This window comes from Pseudomonas sp. PS01300, from assembly GCF_029960155.1.
GTDB lineage: Bacteria > Pseudomonadota > Gammaproteobacteria > Pseudomonadales > Pseudomonadaceae > Aquipseudomonas > Aquipseudomonas palmensis.
In genome coordinates, this window is record NZ_JASCPN010000002.1 from 125,303 (window position 1) to 145,617 (window position 20,315).

Sequence of the window (20,315 nt, forward strand, 5' to 3'; positions counted from 1 at the left end):
GTCGCCCCTTCGCTGGCAAGCCGGCGCCCACAGCGATGCCACTGTTCTTCACGTCAGTGGCAAACCTGTGGGCGCCGGCGTTCCAGCGAAAGGGCACCCCCCTTGCAAACCTACAACCAATGCCACCCCCACCCACTACCCAAGTAGCATTCGACCCCCTCCAGCCCCTTCGTACACTGGGCCCATCCGTTAAAGCCCCCGCCGGAGGCCGTCATGCACCAACCCCCCGCCGAGGGCATTGTCAGTGCCGTCTCGCGCGCCAGTGTCGCCGAAGAGGCCGCACAGGACCTGGCCCGTCAGCTGCTGCACCCGCACCTGGGCTTCGTGCTGTTCTTCTGCTCCGCCGAATACGACCTGCCAGCCCTGGCCCACTCGCTGCAACAGAGCCTGGGCGGCATCCGCCTGGCAGGCTGCACCAGCGCCGGCGAAATCACCCCCGAAGGCTACGGCCGCGGCTGCATCACCGCGCTGGGCTTCGATTACCGGATGTTCTCGATTGCCGCCGAACTCATCGCCCCCATGCAGTACTTCAGCCTGATCGACGCGCAGCAGATGGTCGAGCGCCTGGTGGGCGACTGTCGCAGCAACACCCTGGCCCCGATCAAGGGCCACAGCTTCGCCCTGACCCTGCTCGACGGGCTGTCCAGCCGTGAGGAAACCGTGCTTGCCGCCCTCAGTGCCGCCCTGGGCGACATCCCGCATTTCGGCGGCTCGGCCGGCGACGACAACTACCTGCACCACACCCATGTGTACTTCGACGGCGCCTTCCACAGCAGCGCTGCCGTGGTGCTGCTGGTCAATACCTGCCTGGATTTCGAGGTATTCACCACCCACCACATCCAGCCGCGCCAGGAAAAGCTCGTGGTCACCCGCGCCGACAGTACCCTGCGCCGGGTCTACGAGCTCAATGCCGAACCCGCCGCGCAGGAATACGCCGCGCTGATCGGCGTGCCCCCCGAACAGCTCGACCACCGCACCTTCGCCGCCCACCCGCTGGCGGTGCGCATCAACGAGCGCTACTACGTGCGGGCCATCCAGCAGGTGCACGACGACGGCAGCCTGAGTTTCTACTGCGCGGTGGAGAACGGCATCGTGCTCACCGCCATGCGCCCCGGACCCCTGCTGCCCAACCTGAGCGCGTTGTTCGACGGCTTGCGCGAACGCCTCGGGCCGTTGCTGCTGACCATCGGCTGCGACTGCTTCCTGCGCCGCCTGGAGCTGGAAGGCAGCGCCGAGTTCGAAGCCGTCGGCGCCTTTTTGCAGCAGCAGCCTGTGGTGGGGTTCAACTCCTATGGAGAACAGTTCAATGGCATGCACATCAACCAGACGTTCACCGGCGTCGCCATTGGCCAGCCCCGTGCACGCCGTGGACATTGACCAGGCCGCGCTGATCGCCCGCTTGCAGCATGAAAACCGCAAGCTCAGCCGTATCAACGCCGCCCTGATCGAACGCCAGGAATCGGGCGCCGCGCGCCCGGACGACTCGTATGCGGCGTTCCAGCACTCGGTGGTGCTGGCCGAGCAGGTGCGCGAGCGCACCGATGCGCTGAACCAGGCCATGGCCGAACTCAAGGCCAGCAACCACCTGCTCAGCGATGCGCGGCTGCGCGCCGAAACCGCGCACCAGTACCTGGTGGACGCCATCGAAAGCATTTCCGACGCCTTCGTGCTGTTCGACCCGCAGCAGCGCATCGTGCTGTTCAACCAGCGCTTCAAGGCGTTCTGGGCCAACAGCCGCATCCGCATCATCGGCGGCATGCGTCTGGCCGAGATCAAGCGGCTGATGCAGAGCACCGGGCTGTTCTGCGAAGAACAACGCGGCCCCAGCGCCGAGCACATGGTGTACCGCCTGCAGGGCGGGCGCTGGCTGCAGGTCAGCGAGCGGCCGACCCAGGGCGGCGGCTGCGTGATGCTGTTCACCGACATCACCCAGATCAAGCTCAGCGAAACCCAGCGCCGCGAACAGGCCGTGGCGCAGAAGTCGCACCTGCTGCAGCGTGCGGTCGACAACCTGTCCCAGGGCGTGGCCATGGTCAATGCCGACGGCGTGCTGGAGTTGTGGAACCGGCGCTTTCTGGAACTCAGCGGGCTGGCCCCGATTGCCGCCCACCGCGACTTTGCCGAGGTGATCGCCGACAGCGAGCTGGCCTTGCTCACCCCGGCCAGTACCGATGCCAACGGGCGCAGCATCCATGAGCTGGAGCAGCGCCTGTTCGACGGGCGCATGCTCGAAATCCGTACCCATCCACTGCCGGCCGGCGGTTTCGTCAACACCTTCACCGACATCACCGAGCGCTATCAGCATGCCGAGGCGCTGAGCGAGAGCGAGCGCTGGATCCGCCTGATCACCGACCACGTGCCGGCGCTGATCGCCTACCTCAACGCCGACCTGGTCTACGAGTTCACCAACAAGGTGTACGAGCAGTGGTACTGCTGGCCGCGCGGGGTAATGCTCGGCCAGAGCCTGCGCGAGGTGCACAGCGCCGAGCATTACCAGCGCCTGGAGAGTTACGTGGAGCGGGCACTGTCGGGCGAGAGCGTGACGTTCGAATTCGCCGAAACCAACGCCCACGGCCAGGAGCGCTACATGCTGCGCTCCTATGTGCCCAACCAGCTGGCCAGCGGCGAGGTGGTAGGGATCTTCGTGCTGATCCGCGACATCACCGAACGCCGACGTACCGCCGAAGCCCTGCACCAGGCCTACCAGAACCTGGAGTTGCGGGTGCGCGAGCGCACCGCCGAACTCACCCAGCTCAACCAGCAACTGCTGCGCGAAATCGAAGAGCGGCGCCGCGCCGAAGCGCGCCTGCGCGAGGCCAAGCAGGAGGCCGACCAGGCCAACCTGTCCAAGACCAAGTTCCTTGCCGCGGTCAGCCACGACCTGCTGCAACCGCTCAACGCCGCGCGCCTGTTCACCAGCGCGCTGCAGGAGCAGAACTGTGCGAGCCCGGCGCTGGTGCGCAACGTCAGCAATTCGCTGGATGACGTCGAAAGCCTGCTGGGCACCCTGGTCGACATCTCCAAGCTCGATGCCGGGGTGATCAAGGCCGATGTCGCGACCTTCGCGGTCAGCGACCTGCTCGACAACCTGGCCGCCGAGTACGCCCATGCCGCCGCCAGCGAAGGCTTGCGCATGAGCTACGTGCGCAGCAGCCTGCGGGTGCGCAGCGACATCCAGCTGCTGGCACGCATCCTGCGCAACCTGCTCAGCAATGCCATCCGCTACACCCCGCAGGGGCGCCTGATGCTCGGGTGCCGGCGGCGTGGGCAGCGGGTGTTCATCGAGGTATGGGACACCGGCATCGGCATCGCCCCCGACAAGTGCGCCGAGGTGTTCCAGGAGTTCAAGCGCGGCGACCTGCAGCGTCCCGACCAGGATCGCGGCCTGGGCCTGGGCCTGGCCATCGTCGACAAGATCGCCGGCATTCTCGGCCACCGCGTGCACCTGCGCTCCACACCGGGCAAGGGCTCGGTGTTCTCCATCGAGGTGCCGCGCAGCAAGCGTGCGCCCCGGCGCGAGCCGCAACCGTCACAGGTCGAGCCGCTGACCGAACGCCTGGACGGCGCACGTATCTGGGTGGTGGACAACGATGCGGCGATCTGCGCGGGCATGCGCAGCCTGCTGGAGCAGTGGGGCTGCTCGGTGGTCACCGCCCTGAGCGAGCAGGACCTGGCCCGCCAGGTGGCACTGGACAGCGAGTGGGCCGACCTGCTGATCGTCGACTATCACCTGGACAACGACCGCAACGGCCTGGAGGCGGTCGGGTCGATCAATACGCAGCGGCACACGCCGTTGCCGGCCCTGATGATCACTGCCAACTACAGCGTGGAGCTCAAGCAGCAGGTGCGCGACCTGGGCCACAGCCTGCTGCACAAACCGGTGCGGCCGATGAAGCTCAAGGCCGCCATCAGCCACCTGATCGGTTGCGAACTCAGCGTGGCTGGCGCCCGCTGACGAAGTGCGCCGCGTCGTTGTAGCCGTGGGTGGAGGCATGCCCGGGGGTAACCAGCGAATCGATGAAGGCTTCGTCTTCGGCGGTGATCTTCACCTGCAGCGCACCGCCATAGGTGTCCCACTGCGCTTCGGTGCGCGGGCCGACGATGGCGGAGCTGACGTGCTGGTTGTTGAGCACCCAGGCAATGGCGAACTCGACCATGCCCACGCCCTTGGCCTGGGTATAGGCGTGGATCTTCTGCGCGATGGCCAGTGACTCGCTGCGCCATTCGGTCTCGAGGATGCGCTTGTCCTGGCGCCCGGCGCGGCTGTTGGCGTCGGGGGTGGCGTCGGGGGCGTACTTGCCGCTGAGCACCCCACGCGCCAGCGGGCTGTAGGGCACCACGCCCAGGCCGTGAAAGGCTGCAGCGGTGAACTGCTCGGTTTCGGCCTGGCGGTTGACGATGTTGTACAGCGGCTGGCTGATCACAGGCTTGGGGATACCCAGGCGTTCGGCCAGGTTGCACACCTCGGCGATGCGCCAGCCGCGAAAGTTCGACACGCCCCAGTGACGGATCTTGCCCTGGCGCAGCAGGTCGCCGATGGCTGCCACGCTGACCTCCAGCGGGGTGGCGTGGTCTTCGCGGTGCAGGTAGTAGATGTCCAGGTAATCGGTGCCCAGGCGCGTGAGGCTGGTGTCGATGGCATTGAAGATATGCTTGCGGCTCAGGCCGCTGCGGTTGGGCAGGCCGTCGACCGGGCCGAAGCCGACCTTGGAGGCCAGCACCCAGTCGTGACGGTGGCGGGCGATGGCTTCGCCGACGATTTCTTCGGAGCGGCCGGCGTTGTACACGTCGGCGGTATCGATGAAATTGATGCCCTGGTCCCAGGCCTTGTCGATGATACGCAGCGAGTCTTCGGTGCTGGTCTGCTCGCCGAACATCATGCTGCCCAGGGTGAGGGCGGAAACCTGCAGGCCACTGCGGCCCAGGGGACGGTAGATCATGCTCGAGCATCCTTTTGCGGGAGGGGGTCGAGCTGTTTTACAGGGTTGAAAGCTTCGTCGGCAAGGCCGGCTCCCGCACAATCGTGTGAACGGCCCTCAGGCCCGTAGGAGCCGGCCTTGCCGGCGAAGCGGTCGTCAGCTGGAGCGCGACACCCGCAGCGCCACCAGGCTGCCCACCACGATCAACCCCGCCAGCGAATACAACGCCACGTCGGTCGAGCCGGTCTGGTCCTTGATCCAGCCCACCAGGTACGGGCTGAGGAACCCGGCCATCTGGCCCACCGAGTTGATGATCGCCAGGCCCGCCACCGCAGTGCCCGCAGTGAGCAGGGCAGTGGGCATCGGCCAGAACATCGGCAGGCCGGTGAGCGCGCCCATGGTCGCGATGCTCAGGCCCAGAATCGCGATCACCGGGCTGTGGGCGAAGTTGACCGCCATCAGCAGCCCCACCGCGCCCATCAGCATAGGCACCACAAGGTGCCAGCGCCGCTCGTTGCGCAGGTCTGCCGAACGCCCCACCAGCAGCATGAACAGCCCGGCCAGCAGGTACGGGATGGCGCTCAGCCAGCCGATCAGCAGGGCATCGTCGAAACCCATGTTCTTGATGATCGATGGCAGCCAGAAGTTGATCGCATACACGCCGCTCTGGATGCAGAAGTAGATGAAGCCGAAGGTCCAGATCAACGGGTTGGCCAGCACCGACAGCAGGCTGTCGCTGGCGGTTTTCGGCTTGGCCGCCGCGTCAGCGTTCAGGTCGGCCTCAACCGCCTGGCGCTGCGCCGGGGTCAGCCAGCCGGCCTTGGCGTAGCCATCGCTGAGCAGCACGATCGCCAGACAGCCGAGCACCACGGTAGGCACGCCCTGGATCAGGAACATCCATTGCCAGCCGGCCAGGCCGCCCTGGCCGGCGGCGAAGTGGTTGAGAATCCACCCCGAGAACGGCCCGCCCAGCAGCCCCGACACCGGGATCGCCGACATGAACAGCGCCATGATGCGCCCGCGCCGCTGCGCCGGGAACCAACGCGAGAGGTACAGCACGATACCCGGGAAGAACCCCGCTTCGGCGGCGCCGGTGAACAGGCGCAGCACGTAGAACTCCATGGGGGTGGTGACGAACAGCAGGCAGGTCGACAGCGTGCCCCAGGCGATCATCATCAGCGCGATCCAGCGCCGTGGCCCGAAGCGGTTGAGCGCCAGGTTGCTGGGCAGGCCGCACAGCACGTAGCCGATGAAGAAGATGCCGGCACCCAGGCCGTAGATGGTTTCGCTGAACTTCAGCGCGTCGAGCATCTGCAACTTGGCAAAGCCGACGTTGACGCGGTCCAGGTAGTTGAACAGGTAGCAGATGAAGATGAACGGGATCAGCCGCAGGGTGATGCGCCGGTACAGCGCGTTGCGGTCGATGTCGTGGCCTTGGTCAGGGGCAGGGCGGTATGACATGATTCTCTCTCTGTTTTTATGTTTATCGCCGCAACTGCGTCGAGGCAGTTGTCATGACGAGTCTGTTTGAGCCAGAGGACGCTGTCTTTGTGCTTTTGCACAGCCTTTGCGCTGCACCGCTGTGCCCTCGACCAACCATTGCGACCACAAGGATCCGCCCATGTTCGAGCTCGACCACGACCTGGCACAGGATATCGTCGACCGTGCGATGGCCATTCTGCCCTACAACGTCAATGTCATGGACAGCCAGGGGCTGATCCTGGGCAGTGGCGAGGCGCAGCGTATCAACACCCGCCACGAAGGCGCGCAACTGGTGCTGGCCAACGCACGCATCGTCGAGCTCGACGAAGAGGCCGCCAGATGCCTCAAGGGCGTGCAGCCGGGTGTGAACCTGCCGCTGCTGCTGGACGGGCGCCTGATCGGCGTGCTCGGCATCACCGGCGACCCGCAGCAGGTGCGCACCTACGCCGAACTGGTGCGCATGACCGCCGAGATGCTGCTGGCCCAACGGCACCTGCAAGTGCAGCAGCAATGGCGCAAGCAGCGCTGCGACGACCTGCTGGCCTTGCTGCTGGGCGGCAACGGCGACGCCACCCGGCTGGTGGACGAGGCTCGGCAACTGGGGCTCAAACCCCAGCTCACGCGTATCCCGTGCCTGTTCGAGCTGGAGGAGGGCCCGGCGGCCGAGCCGCTGGCGGCCTGGCTGATGCTGCGCTACCCCGACAGCTGGTGCGTGAGCCCGGCACGTCAGTCGTTGCTGTGGTGCCGCCCGGCGACGGTGGCGCTGGACGAACAGCGCCTGCTGGACAAGATGCAGGCCCAGGGCTGGACCGTGCAGCGCCTGGCAGTGGCTGGCCCGGCCGAAGGGCTGGACAACCTGCGCCGCGGTTATCGTCGGGTGCGCGACCTGCTTGCCTACGGGCGCGAGGTACTGCCCCGCCAGCGCCTGCTGACCCTGGCGCGCTATCGGCTGCCGGCGCTGTTGTGGCGTCATCGCAACGACGATGCGCTGGACGAACTGCTGCAACCGCTGCAACGGCTGCGTGCCAAGGACAGCAACGGGCAGCTGCTGGCCACCCTGCGGGCCTGGTGCGCCCACGACGGGCAGAGCCAGGCGTGCGCCGAGGCGCTGGGCATTCACCGCAACAGCTTGCGTTACCGACTGGAACGGGTGGCCGAGTTGAGCGGGGTGGACCCGATGCGGCTGGAAGGGATGCTGAGCCTGTACCTGGGGTTGCAGTTGTTGCCCGTGAACAGTTGATTGCCTGTGCGGGCCGCTTGGTCGGTGCATTGTCCAACTGAACAAATAACCCTGCGCCCGCCTGTGCATCCGACCGACGCCCGCCGCCGGCGCAACTGTCAGCATGCAGCTCATCTGGATAAGGAGCACACCGCATGAAAATCGTCATCGCCCCCGACTCGTTCAAGGACAGCCTGAGCGCCGAAGACGTGGCCGCTGCCATCGCCCGGGGGCTGGCCGATGCCTTGCCACAGGCCGAGCTGATCAGTTGCCCGATGGCCGATGGCGGCGAGGGCACCCTGCAGGCCCTGGTGGCGACCTGCAGCGGCGAACAGCGCAGCCTGCAGGTGCAGGGCCCGCTCGGCACACCGGTACTGGCCCACTGGGGCTGGTTGGCCGACAGCCACACCGCCATCATCGAAATGGCCCAGGCCAGCGGCCTGCAACTGCTCGGCCTCGCCCAGCGCGATGCATGCCGCAGCAGCACCTATGGCACCGGGCAGCTGATCGGCGCGGCGCTGGATGCCGGGGCACAGCGCATCATCCTGGCCATCGGCGGCAGTGCCACCAACGATGCCGGCAGTGGCATGCTGCGAGCGCTGGGGCTGCGGCTGTTCGATGCCCAGGGCGCTGAACTGGCACCGGGCGGCCTGGCCCTGGCGCACCTGGCCCGGCTGGACAGCAGCGGGCTGGACCCGCGCCTGCTCGACGTGCAGGTGGAAGTGGCCGCAGACGTCGACAACCCGCTGTGCGGGGCCAATGGTGCCTCGGCGATCTTCGGCCCGCAAAAGGGGGCGAGCCCCGCCCAGGTCGCCTTGCTCGACCATGCACTGGGGCACTTTGCCGACCATTGCGCCGGCCTGCTGGAGGAAGACGTTCGGGCGTTTCCGGGCTGTGGCGCAGCGGGCGGCATGGGCTTTGCGGCCAAGGCCTTCATGGGCGCGCAGTTTCGTGCTGGGGTCGAAGTGGTGGCCGAGCTGGCCGGGCTGGAGGCGGCGGTACGCGGTGCCGACCTGGTGATCACCGGGGAGGGGCGCTTCGATGCGCAGACCCTGCGCGGCAAGACCCCGTTCGGTGTGGCGCGCATAGCCAGGCGTCACGGCGTGCCGGTGGTGGTGATTGCCGGCACCCTGGGCGAGGGCTACCAGGCGCTGTATGAGCATGGCATCGATGCGGCATTTGCGTTGACCAGCGGGCCGATGAGCCTGCAGCAGGCGTGCGAGCAGGCAGCGCCGCTGTTGCGCGACAGGGCGCGGGACATCGCTCGGCTGTGGGCCTTGCACCAGGGTCTGTAACAAGCCCACTACTGCTTCGCCGGCAAGGCCGGCGCCTACAGACAGCGGCCAACCTGTAGGCGCCGGCCTTGCCGGTTATATACATAGATCAGCAACTGGCAACTGTTCGCCTGGCAACACCCTCCCGACACTAGCCCTCGAATACAACACCCGATTACTTGCCGCTTTATAACTAAACCCCTTTAAACAAGGCACTTCGCCAGTTGGCACGCTCGCTGCAATAGTCCCTGTGAGATTGACTATACCAATAGAAACTCGCCTAATTTTAATCAGGTGGGGAGCAAGACCTTGAAACGCGTGCATTGGGCAACTTCGGCAGTACTGCGACATTCATCCCTGTTCGCTGTAAGCAGCGCACTATTAACCTTCATCCCGTTGGCCTCGGCCGCCGACACCGACACCAGCGGCGACAAGCGCCTGGGTACGGTCACCGTGCAGGCCGCCAAACAGAGCCCTGTGCAGGCGGCGCAGAGCAAACTCGACGAGGTCGCCGGCGGTACCAGCCTGGTCACCCAGGCTGAAGTCGAAAAGGGCCGCTCGGCCACCCTGGAAGACACCCTGGCGTACCAGCCCGGCGTCTACGCCCAAGCTGCCGGTGGCAACGATGCCATCAAGATTTCCATTCGCGGTTCCGGCGCCAATACCTCGCCCGGCTATTTCCGCGAAGGCACCAAGTTTCTCTTCGACGGCCTTGCACTGACCGGCGCCGGTGGCACGCCCTATGAACTTCTGGATACCCAGGGCCTGAACTACACCGAAGTACTGCGCGGTGCCAACGCCTTCGAATACGGCGCACTTTCACTGGGGGGCGCGATCAACTTCGTGACCAACTCCGGGCTGACCGCACCGGGCAACCGCATCAAGCTCGAAGGCGGCAGTTTCGGCTGGCAGAAGCAGACCCTGAGCACCGGCGGCGTGGCCGGCAATGCCGACTACTACGTCAGCGTCGACAACGCTCGCCGCGACGGCTACCAGGACTTCACCTTCACCAAGGCCAAGGGGGTGGTCAGCAACTTCGGCTACCGCTTCAACCCCAAGCTCGAAACCCGTCTGTACATCCGCTACCGCGAGGAATACCACGAGAACTCGGGCACCCTGACCCTGGCGCAGCTCAAAAAGAACTCCAAACAGACCAACGCCGCCACCTACGCCACCCGTGGCGACTCCACCAAGCGCGGCTCGACCTGGGTCGGCAGCAAGACCACCTACACCTTCGATGACGATGCCACCCTCGAAGCCGGGCTGGTGTACCACAACTACCCGCAGATCCTCAGCCGCAAGAGCACCGTCAACCCCAACTACTGGGACTGGCGCGACATCAACTACTCGCTCAAGTACAGCCGCACCGACCAGCTGTTCGGCCTGCCCAGCACCACCACCGCGGGCTGGAGCAGCACTCAGCACATTCGTTCCGGCGCACGCACCTACAAGGGCGACAAGGACCTGGGCATTCTGCAGAAGCAGGTCGAGTACGACGGCTCGTTCGACCATGTCTTCACCCTGGGCAACGACCTGGGCCTGACCGACAACCTGTACCTGGCCACCGGCGTGTCGGCGATCGAGATCAAGCGTGACATCAACGTTACCTACAGCGACCGCCCCAACACCAGCGGCCTGCCCAGCCACTACAAGTACGACGAGTGGAAGCTGGCCCCGCGTATCGGCCTGCGCTACTACATCGCCCCGGACGTGCAGCTGTTCGCCAACGCCAGCCGCACCATCGACCCGCCAAGCTCCTGGTCCAGCTCCGGCTCCGGGGTCACCAGCAACTACGCCAAGCCACTGGTGCCGCAAGCGGCCAACACCGTGGAGTTCGGCATCAAGGGCAAGTCGGGGATCTTCGACGGCAGCCTGGCGTTCTACAAATCCTGGGTCAAGAACGAGCTGCTCAACGTCGAAGTGCTGCCGGCCACCGCCACCTCTGCTGCGGTGGTGTCCACCTCCAATGCCACGCCCACCATCCACCAGGGCATCGAGGCCGGCCTGAGCACCCGCCTGTGGGAAGGCGCCAACGGTGACAGCCTGACCTGGCGCCAGGCCTACACCCTCAACGACTTCCACTACGAGAACGACCCGCTGTTCAAGAAGAACGAACTGCCGGGCCTGCCCAAGCACGTGTATCAGGGCGAGCTGCAGTACCAGTGGGCCAGCGGTTTCTACGCTGGGGTCAACGTGCGCACCGCCTCCAAGACTTCGGTGGACTACGCCAACAGCTTCTACGCGCCGTCCTACACGCTGTGGGGTGCGCGCCTGGGTTACGACGACCCGGGCAAGACCTGGCAGGTGTACCTGGACCTGAAGAACATCACCGACCAGGACTACGTGACCGCCGTGCTGCCGACCTACAACTCCCAGGGCAGGGACGTCGCGTCGCTGTACCCGGGCGACGGCTTCGGCGCCTTCACCGGCGTGACCTACAACTTCTAAGCCAGCGCGGCCAGCACCGACGTGCACCTGCACACGGTGCTGGCGGAGGAAGCACATGACCCTGATCACAAGGCTCGCACGCCTGGCCGTACTCGCCAGCGTGGTGGCGCTGGGCGCCTGCAAGCCGGCCAGCGAAGCGCCGCGCAACAGCGTATCGAGCGCCGACGGCGTGCTGCGCGACGGCAGCCTGAGCTACGCCGCCGAGGACTATCGCGAAGCCGCGCCAGGCAAGCCGGGCGGCACGCTGCGCATTTCCACGGCGTCCGACACCACCACCCTGGACGTGCATTCGATTTCCCACGGCAACGTGCAGTGGCTGGGGCGCATCCTGTTCGACTGCCTGCTGTACCAGGACGAGCAGGGCAACATCTCGCCGTGGCTGGCCAAGTCGTGGGACATCTCGCCGGACGGCAAGACCTACACCTTCCACCTGCGCGATGACGTGACCTTCAGCGACGGCGAGAAATTCAACGCCCGCGCCGTGCAGATCAACCTGGAGCACATGCGCGACCCGGCCACCAAGTCGCCGCTGGCCGCCGCGTACATCGCGCCCTACGTGGACGGGCGCATCGTCGACGAATACACCTTCGAGGCGCACCTGCGCGAACCCTATTCGCCGTTCCTGGACGTGCTGGCGCAGTCCTGGCTGAGCATGATCTCGCCGCGCCAGATCCTCGAGGCGCCCAAGTCCATCGCCGAGCACGCCATCGGTTCGGGGCCCTTCGTGCTGGAAAGCTACACCCGCGACCAGGGCGCCACCTTTGTCAGGCGCAAGGGCTACAACTGGGCGCCGCCGGTGACCCGGCACAACGGCGAGGCGTACCTGGACCGCCTGGAGCTGAGCATCGTGCCCGAGCCGATGATCCGCTTCAGCGCGCTCGAGTCCGGCCAGTCGGACTTTACCGTGGACGCGCCGGCGCAGAACGCCAGGGCCATCCGCAGCAACCCCGACCTGCAGATGAGCAGCCGCATCCGCAAGGCCAACCCGTTTCGCAGCCTGACCTTCAACGTCGAGCAGTTCCCGTTCCAGGACGTGCAGGTGCGCCGCGCCGTGGCCAAGGCCATCGATCGCGACGGCCTGGCCTGGATCACCGGCTTTGGCGAGTACCAGCCCAAGGGCGATTTCCTGGCCGCCAACACCCGCTACTACGACCCCGCGTTCAAGGATGTGCTGGCTTATGACGTGGCCGAGGCCAACCGCATTCTCGACCAGGCCGGCTGGGGTGAACGTGACGCCAGGGGCTACCGGGTCAAGGACGGCCAGCGCCTGTCGGCGCGCCTGCTGATGTACGAGACCGGCGCCTTCCCCGGTAGCGTGGCAGTGGCCATCCAGGCCGACCTCAAGAAGGTCGGTTTCGAGCTGGCCATCGATCTGCTGCCCCTGGCCCAGGTCACCGAGCGTCGCTATGCCAGCAACTTTCAGGCAATCGCCGGCGGCTACTGGCACACCAACACCCCCGACGGGCTGTACATCCTCTACCACAGCAATGCGATCAGCACGCCCAAGCTCATCGGCCAGAACGCCGGGCGTTTTCGCGATGACGCCCTCGATGCGGCGCTGTCGGCGGCGCGCCGTTCCACCGACCCGGTGGAGCTGGCCGCGCTGTACCGCACCGCGCAGCAACGCCTGGTGGAAACCGTGCCGGCCGTACCGGTGTACGAGAGCCATGTGCTGGTGGCCTACCGCAAGGCGGTCAAGGGCGTGATCTTCGATACCTCGCACAACACCCCGTTCTTCACCAGCATATGGCTCGACCAGGAGGCCCGATGAACACCCTGCGCCTGATACTCCGTCGGCTGCTGGCCGGCATCGGCGTGCTCTGGGGCGCGGCGACCCTGACCTTCCTGGCCTTGAACCTGAGCGCCGGCGACCCGGCACTGGCCATCCTCGGCGGGCCGGAGGCGATGCCCAGTGCCGAGCTGATCGCCCAGGTGCGCGCCGAATACGGCCTGGACCAGCCGTTGATCGTGCAGTACGGCCATTACCTGGGGCGCCTGGCCCAGGGCGACCTGGGCGAGTCGTACCGCCTGCGCATCCCGGTGGGGCAGATCATCGCCGGGCAACTGGGCGCCACCGTGCAACTGTCGCTGGCCGCGGCGGTACTGGCGGTGCTGCTGGCCGTGCTGGTCGCGGTGCTCACCGCCAATCGCGCGCCATGGCTGCGCTCGCTGGTGTCGGGCACGGAGCTGGTGCTGTCGTCGGCACCCTCGTTCGTGATCGGCCTGGGCCTGCTGCTGGTGTTCGCATTCGGCTGGCACCTGCTGCCGCCGTCCGGCTCCAGCGGCTGGCAGGCGCTGATACTGCCGAGCGTGGCGCTGGCCTTGCCGGTGGCGGCGGTGCTCAGCCAGGTACTGCGCCAGGAACTGGAAGACATTCTCGAACAACCCTTCATCGCCATGGCGCGCGCCCGCGGCATGTCCGAAACCGGCGTGCGCCTCAAACACGCGCTGCGCCATGCGCTGGTGTCGCTGGTGACCCTGTCCGGCTTCGTGTTCGCCAGCCTGCTCGGCGGTGCGGTGGTGATCGAGCTGCTGTTCTCGCGCCAGGGCATCGGCCGGCTGATGCTCGACGCCGCAACATCCAAGGACGTGCCGCTGCTGCTGGGCATCACCCTGCTGGCGGCGGCGATCTACGTGGTCGTGAACTTTCTCGTCGACCTGATCAATCACTGGGTGGACCCGCGTGCCAAGGCCGTGTGATGCCACCCCCAAGCAAGGACCTGTCATGACCCAATCCAATTCCTACACTGCGCTGCAGGCGCGCTTCAAGCCGCTGTTCGCACAGATCGGCGAGGGCGCGGTGGCGCGTGAACAGCAGCGCGAACTGGCCTTCGAGGCCGTGGCGTTGCTGCGCGATGCCGGCTTCACGGCGCTGCGCGTGCCCCAGGCGCATGGGGGTGCCGGCATCAGCCTGCCGGTGCTGTTTGGCCTGCTGATCGACCTGGCCGAGGCCGACTCCAACCTGCCGCAGATCGTGCGCGCGCACTTCGGTTTCGTCGAAGGGCGGCTGTCGGCCCGCGAACCGGCGTCCCAGGACTACTGGTTCGCCAAGGTGGTGGCCGGGCAGCTGTGGGGCGCGGCAATGGCCGAGCGCAGCGACAGCAGCACCAACTCGGTCAGCCTGGAGGCCGCCGAGGAGGGCTGGCGCCTGAACGGCGAGAAGTACTACTGCACCGGCACTATCTACGCCGACTGGGTGGCGGCCGTAGCCATGCACGACAAGGACTTCGTCAGCGTGGTGGTGGCAGTGGACGCCCCCGGCGTGACCCGTGAAGACGACTGGGACGGTTTCGGCCAGCGCCTGAGCGGCAGCGGCACCACACGCTTCGAGCAGGTGGCGGTGCCCGAGCAGCATGTGCTGCGCCGCTTCAAGCCCGGCGAGCTGCGCGCCGAGTCGTACATCTCGGCGTTCTACCAGCTGTTCCACCTCGCCACCCTGGCCGGCATCGCCCGCGCCGCGCTGCGTGATGCCACCGCCTTCGTCCAGGGCCGCACCCGCGCCTTCGGCGTGCCGGGCCAGTCCAGCCCCAAGGACGACCCGCTGGTGCAGCGGGTGATCGGACGCCTGTCGAGCCTGGCCTATGCCAGCGAAACCCTGGTGCTGGCTGCCGCCGAGGTACTCGAGCGGGTACACCAGGCCGAGCTGAACGACAGCGCCCAGGAAGCCGACTACGTCGAGGCCGATATCCGCACCTTCCAGGCCCAGCAGATCGTGCTGGAGCAGGTGCTGGAAGTCACCACCCTGCTGTTCGAGGTGGGCGGCGCGTCGGCCACCAGCCAGGCCCGGCGCCTGGACCGGCACTGGCGCAATGCGCGCACCCTGGCCTCGCACAACCCGGCGATCTACCGCGAGCGCGCGCTGGGCAACTACTACCTCAACGGCGTCAGCCCCGGTGCAGCCTGGCGTGCGCTGCATGCCCAGGACGGCACCACCGTGCGCGACGAAGCCAGCGCGGTGTAACCGCCTTCATTCAGGAGCAGCAGCCATGAGCCAGACCGCAAGACAGATGAGCATCGGCATGAACATCCTCGGCTTCGGCGCGCATGCCAGCGCCTGGCGCAAGGCCGAAGTACCGGCCAACGCCTACCTCGACGTCGAGTACTACCGCAACATCGCGCGCATTTCCGAGCGGGGGTGCCTGGACGCGATCTTCCTCGCCGACGGCCCGGCGCTGGCGGGCGACATCGCCCAGCACCCGGCCGGGCGCCTGGAACCGACCGTGCTGCTGACGGCCGTGGCCCTGGCCACCCGGCACATCGGGGTGATCGCCACCGCGTCCAGCAGCTACAACGACCCGTTCAACCTGGCGCGGCGCTTCAGCTCGCTGGACCACATCAGTGGCGGCCGGGCGGCCTGGAACGTGGTGACCAACGCCGGCGACGCCGCCGCGCAGAACTTCGGCCTGGCCGGTGCGCCGCGCCATGTGGACCGCTATGCGCGGGCCGACGAGTTCATCGACGTGACCCTCAAGCTGTGGGACAGCTGGGAGGACGACGCGATCATCGGCAACGCCGCCAGCGGCCAGTTCGCCGACCCGCACAAGGTGCACAGCATCGATTTCGTGGGCGAGCATTTTTCGGTCAAGGGGCCGCTCAACCTGCCGCGCTCGCCGCAAGGCCGGCCGGTGCTGGTACAGGCCGGCTCGTCCGAGGGCGGCAAGGCCCTGGGCTCGCGCTATGCCGACGCGATCTTCACCACCCAGACCACCTTGCCCGACGGCCAGGCGTTCTATCAGGAGATGAAACAGCGCGCACGCCAGTGGGGCCGCAACCCCGATCACCTGAAGATCATGCCGGGGCTGTCCACCGTGATCGCCAGCACCGAGGCCGAAGCCCGTGCGCGCTTCGATGAACTGAACGCCTACAGCGGCGAGGCGGGGCTGGTGCAGCAACTGGCGTTTCGCATCGGCCTGCCCCCCGACGAACTGGACCTGGACGCGCCGCTGCCGTGGGAGCGTATTGGCCCGGTCAGCGAATTCGAGCGCGGCTCGCACGGTTTTCTCGAAGCCCAGTTGAACCTGGCACGGCGCGAGAACCTGACCATCCGCGAACTGTCGCGGCGCATCCTGGTGGGCCACCGCCTGCTGGTGGGCACCCCGGAACAGGTCGCCGACACCCTGGAGCACTGGTTCCGCGCCGGCGCAGCCGATGGCTTCAACATCATGCCCGACATGTTCCCCTCGGGGGTCGAGGTGTTCGTCGACCAGGTGGTGCCGCTGCTGCAGCAGCGCGGGGTGTTCCGCCGTGAATACACCGGCAGCACCCTGCGCGACCACCTGGGCCTGCCGTACCCGGCCAGCCAGTACCAACGTGCGGCAGAGGCCGTCTGAACCGATTAGCGAGGCACACCCCATGAACTACCGCACACTGGGCAACAGCGACATCAAGGTCAGCGTCATCGGCCTGGGCACCATGACCTGGGGCCACCAGAACAGCGAGCAGGACGCCCACCAGCAGCTGGACCTGGCGCTGGACCACGGTGTCAACCTGGTCGACACCGCCGAGATGTACCCGACCCCGACCCATGCCGACACCTGGGGCAGCACCGAGCGCTTCATCGGCACCTGGCTGGCCCGGACCGGCCGGCGCAGCGATATCGTGCTGGCCAGCAAGATCGTCGGCCCCACGCGCAACCCCGGCAGCGGCACGCATATCCGCGACGGCCTCAGCCGCCACGACCGCGCCAACATCGTCGCCGCGCTGGACGGCAGCCTCAAGCGCCTGCAGACCGACCACCTGGACCTGTACCAGCTGCACTGGCCCGACCGCAGCACCAACTTCTTCGGCCAGCGCGAATACCCGTATGTCGACGATCCGCAGGCCATTGCCATCGGCGAAACCCTGCAGGTGCTGGCCGAGCAGGTGCAGGCGGGCAAGGTCCGCCATATCGGCGTGTCCAACGAAACCCCGTGGGGGGTAGGGCAGTTCCTGCGCCAGGCCGAGGTGCTGGGGCTGCCGCGCATCGTCAGCATCCAGAACCCCTACAGCCTGCTCAACCGCCTGTACGAAGGCGGCCTGTCGGAATTCAGCCACCGCGAAGGGGTGGGCCTGCTGGCCTATTCGCCGCTGGCCTTCGGCGCGCTCACCGGCAAGTACCTGGGCGGCGCACGGCCCGAAGGTTCGCGCCTGTCGTCGGTGTACCGCACCTTCAACCGCTACGACAGCGCGTCGGCGCAGCAGGCCATTGCCGCCTACGTGGCACTGGCCCGCGAGCTGGACGTGAGCCCCGCGCAACTGGCCCTGGCTGCGGTGATCGGCAAGCCGTTCGTCAGCAGCGCCCTGACCGGGCAGACGAGCCTGGCGCAACTGCGCGAGAACATCGGCGCGCTTGAGCTGCAACTGAGCGGCGAGACCCTGGCGCGCATCGAGCAGATCCACGCGCACACCCCGAACCCGGCGCCCTGAGCCGCAACCCCTAGCCTGTGGAGGTGCCCATGGCGCCCATCAATCAAAGCGCGAGCGTCGGCCTGATTGCCGCCGAGCCGCTATTCGTGGCCCGGCGGCGCAAGGTGCGGCGCTGGGCCATCCGCCCGGGCCTGGTGCTGGCCGGGCTGTTCGTGCTGCTGCTGGTGATTGCGGCCATCCAGCCGCACTGGCTGGTGGCGGGCGACCCGCTGGAGGCCAGTGCGCGCCAGGCGTTTCGTGCCCCCGACAGCCTGTACTGGCTGGGTACCGACGAAAACGGCCGCGACATCCTCACCCGGCTGGTGTACGCGGTGCGCCCGTCGCTGGTGCTGGGCCTGTCGGCCACCGCCATCGGCCTGCTGCTGGGCACCCTGTTCGGCCTGGCGGCGGGGCTCGGCCCGCGCTGGCTGGACGGTGCGGTGATGCGCGGGGTGGATGTGCTGCTGGCATTCCCCGACCTGCTGCTGGCCCTGGTGATCATCACCTTCTTCGGCCAGGGCCAGTTGAACACCATCATTGCCGTGGGCATCGCCAGCGTGCCGCGCTATGCACGCCTGGTGCGCGCACAGGCCCTGGTGGTGCGCGGTGCCGGCTATGTCGAGGCCGCCACCACCCTGGGCCTGGGCCGGCACGCGGTGATCCTGCGCCATGTACTGCCCAATGCGATCAAGCCGATCCTGATCCTGGCCACCATCGGCATCGGCGGCAACATCGTCTCGGGCGCCGCCCTGAGCTTTCTGGGCTTTGGCGCGCCGCCGCCGGAGCCGGAGTGGGGCGGCATGCTCGCCGTGGGCCGCAACTACCTGGCCAACGCCTGGTGGCTGGTGGCCTGGCCCGCCCTGGCAATCACATTGACCGTGGTCTCGATCAGTACGATCGGCCGCGAACTGCTGCGCCGCAGCGAAGGTAAACGCCCATGAGTCGCGCACCGCTTATCGATGTACAGGACCTGCACGTGCGCTTTGGCGCCCAGGCCGTGCCCACCCTCAAGGGCATCAGCTTCCAGCTGCACCAGGGCGAGTGCCTGGCGCTGGTGGGCGAGTCGGGCTCGGGCAAGAGTGTCACCTCACGCACGCTGGCCGGGCTGACCGGCGCCCATGCCCAGGTGCAGGCCAGCCGCCTGGACTTTGCCGGGCACGACCTGCGCGAGTTCGACGAGCGCACCTGGCGCCAGGTGCGCGGCGCGCAGATCGGCTTCGTGATGCAGGATGCCCTGGGCGCGCTGGACCCCTTGCGCCCGGTGGGCAAGGAGATCGCCGAGCCGCTGCAGCTGCATACCGGGCTCGACCGCGCGCAGCGCCAGGCCCGGGTGATCGAGCTGCTGCGCGCCGTCGGCGTGCCGCAGCCGGAACTGCGCGCCCGCCAGTACCCGTATCAACTGTCGGGCGGGCTGCGCCAGCGGGCGCTGATCGCCTCGGCCATCGCCTGCAACCCGCGCCTGTTGATTGCCGACGAGCCGACCACCGCGCTGGACGCCACGGTACAGGCGCAGGTGCTGAGCCTGCTCGAATCGCTGCGTGGCGAGAACACCGCGATGCTGATCGTGAGCCACGACCTGGCGGTGGTGTCGCGCCTGGCCAACCGCGTGGCGGTGATGCACAACGGCGTGATCGTCGAGCAGGGCAGCGTCGAGGCGGTGCTGCACGACCCGCAGCACCCCTACACGCAGTTTCTGCTGCGTGCCGGCCGGGCGGTGCACTTTCGGCGCACGCCGGGGGCAGCACGAACGCCGTTGGCCATCGTGGCGCCGACCCAGGAGCCACCGCTGTTGCAGGTGCGCCAGCTGAGCAAGGCGTTCAAGGGCCCGGACGGGCAGATGCGCACCGTGGTCAACCAGGTGTCGCTGCAACTGCGCCGCGGCAAGACCCTGGGCATCGTCGGCGAGTCGGGCTCGGGCAAGACCACCCTCACTCGCATGATCCTGGGCCTGGAAACCCCCGACAGCGGCGATATCCAGATCAAGGGCCAGCCCTGGCTGAAGCTTTCCGAGGCGCACAAGCGTCAGTTGCGGCGCAGCATCCAGGTGGTGTTCCAGGACCCGCTGAGCTCCTTCGACCCACGCTACAACGTGCAGCGCGTGCTGTTCGAGGCGCTGGAGGTGGCCGGGCACAAGCGCGCCGACTGGCGCAGGCGGGCCGAGGAACTGCTGGGCCTGGTACGCCTGGACGCGGCGCTGCTCGACCGGCGCCCCATCGAGCTGTCGGGCGGGCAGCGCCAGCGCATCGCGATTGCCCGCGCGCTGGCCGCCGGCCCGCAGATTCTGGTGTGCGACGAGCCGGTGTCGGCGCTGGACGTGTCGGTACAGGCGCAGATCCTCGAACTGCTCGACGACCTCAAGCAGCGCCTGGGCCTGGCGTGCCTGTTCATCTCCCACGACCTGGGGGTGATCAACCAGGTCAGCGACGAGGTGCTGGTGATGAAGGACGGCGTGGCGGTGGAGAGCGGGGCGGTACGCGACGTGTTCGACCACCCGCAGCATCCCTACACCCTGGCCTTGCTGGAGGCCATTCCGCACCTGGAAAGCGGCCGTCGTACCTCGTTCGAATTCCTCAAGTTGGCGATCTGAAC

Annotated in this window: 14 protein-coding genes; 12 read left to right on the forward strand and 2 right to left on the reverse strand. The window is 67.3% G+C overall.

All coding sequences use genetic code 11. From position 1 onward, the window contains the following. Positions 1-213: 213 nt before the first annotated feature. Together nosP and nahK are read left to right on the forward strand one after the other, a co-directional pair. On the forward strand, positions 214-1,377 hold the full coding sequence (gene nosP, locus QMX96_RS01995) for a nitric oxide-sensing protein NosP (RefSeq protein ID WP_058540175.1): 1,164 nt from the start codon (positions 214-216) through the stop codon (positions 1,375-1,377). Continuing rightward, complete coding sequence (gene nahK, locus QMX96_RS02000; RefSeq protein ID WP_078481000.1) at positions 1,307-3,955, forward strand: hybrid sensor histidine kinase/response regulator NahK/ErcS'; 2,649 nt, start codon at positions 1,307-1,309, stop codon at positions 3,953-3,955. The genes nosP and nahK overlap by 71 nt, the downstream gene beginning before the upstream one ends. Here the strand turns inward: nahK and QMX96_RS02005 are convergent. Further along, complete coding sequence (locus tag QMX96_RS02005; protein ID WP_043862758.1) at positions 3,933-4,940, reverse strand: aldo/keto reductase; 1,008 nt, start codon at positions 4,938-4,940, stop codon at positions 3,933-3,935. The genes nahK and QMX96_RS02005 overlap by 23 nt on opposite strands. A 135-nt stretch (positions 4,941-5,075) precedes the next feature. Beyond that, positions 5,076-6,380 (reverse strand): MFS transporter, encoded by a 1,305-nt coding sequence (locus tag QMX96_RS02010; protein ID WP_078480999.1) that lies wholly within the window; start codon positions 6,378-6,380, stop codon positions 5,076-5,078. 160 nt (positions 6,381-6,540) lie between these two features. Between QMX96_RS02010 and QMX96_RS02015 the strand changes: the two genes are divergently transcribed. From QMX96_RS02015 to QMX96_RS02060, 10 genes are all read left to right on the forward strand, one after another. Next, the gene (locus tag QMX96_RS02015; RefSeq protein WP_043862760.1) at positions 6,541-7,641 is read left to right on the forward strand and encodes a sugar diacid recognition domain-containing protein; all 1,101 of its coding nucleotides are present in this window, start codon (positions 6,541-6,543) and stop codon (positions 7,639-7,641) included. A 134-nt stretch (positions 7,642-7,775) separates the two neighbouring features. Next, positions 7,776-8,915 carry a glycerate kinase gene (locus QMX96_RS02020; protein WP_078480996.1) on the forward strand — a complete coding sequence of 380 codons (1,140 nt, stop codon included), beginning with the start codon at positions 7,776-7,778 and terminating at the stop codon, positions 8,913-8,915. Between the two features lie 297 nt (positions 8,916-9,212). Then, positions 9,213-11,342, forward strand: coding sequence for a TonB-dependent receptor (locus QMX96_RS02025; RefSeq protein WP_229590261.1), 2,130 nt, complete (start codon positions 9,213-9,215; stop codon positions 11,340-11,342). A 55-nt stretch (positions 11,343-11,397) separates the two neighbouring features. Then, the gene (locus QMX96_RS02030; RefSeq protein ID WP_255000964.1) at positions 11,398-13,113 is read left to right on the forward strand and encodes an ABC transporter substrate-binding protein; all 1,716 of its coding nucleotides are present in this window, start codon (positions 11,398-11,400) and stop codon (positions 13,111-13,113) included. Next, positions 13,110-14,042, forward strand: coding sequence for an ABC transporter permease (locus QMX96_RS02035; protein ID WP_054914524.1), 933 nt, complete (start codon positions 13,110-13,112; stop codon positions 14,040-14,042). Before QMX96_RS02030 ends, QMX96_RS02035 begins: the two co-directional genes overlap by 4 nt. A gap of 25 nt (positions 14,043-14,067) precedes the next feature. Further along, entirely contained in the window at positions 14,068-15,303 is a 1,236-nt protein-coding gene (locus tag QMX96_RS02040; protein WP_058540179.1) for an acyl-CoA dehydrogenase family protein, read from the forward strand. 25 nt (positions 15,304-15,328) lie between these two features. Then, positions 15,329-16,672 (forward strand): LLM class flavin-dependent oxidoreductase, encoded by a 1,344-nt coding sequence (locus tag QMX96_RS02045; RefSeq protein ID WP_054914522.1) that lies wholly within the window; start codon positions 15,329-15,331, stop codon positions 16,670-16,672. Positions 16,673-16,694: 22 nt separating this feature from the next. Beyond that, on the forward strand, positions 16,695-17,747 hold the full coding sequence (locus QMX96_RS02050; protein WP_078480993.1) for an NADP(H)-dependent aldo-keto reductase: 1,053 nt from the start codon (positions 16,695-16,697) through the stop codon (positions 17,745-17,747). A 29-nt stretch (positions 17,748-17,776) separates the two neighbouring features. Further along, positions 17,777-18,667 carry an ABC transporter permease gene (locus QMX96_RS02055; protein ID WP_063611979.1) on the forward strand — a complete coding sequence of 297 codons (891 nt, stop codon included), beginning with the start codon at positions 17,777-17,779 and terminating at the stop codon, positions 18,665-18,667. Next, positions 18,664-20,313: an ABC transporter ATP-binding protein gene (locus tag QMX96_RS02060; protein WP_058540182.1), complete on the forward strand. Its 1,650-nt coding sequence runs from the start codon at positions 18,664-18,666 to the stop codon at positions 20,311-20,313. The genes QMX96_RS02055 and QMX96_RS02060 overlap by 4 nt, the downstream gene beginning before the upstream one ends. The last annotated feature ends 2 nt before the right edge of the window (positions 20,314-20,315 follow it).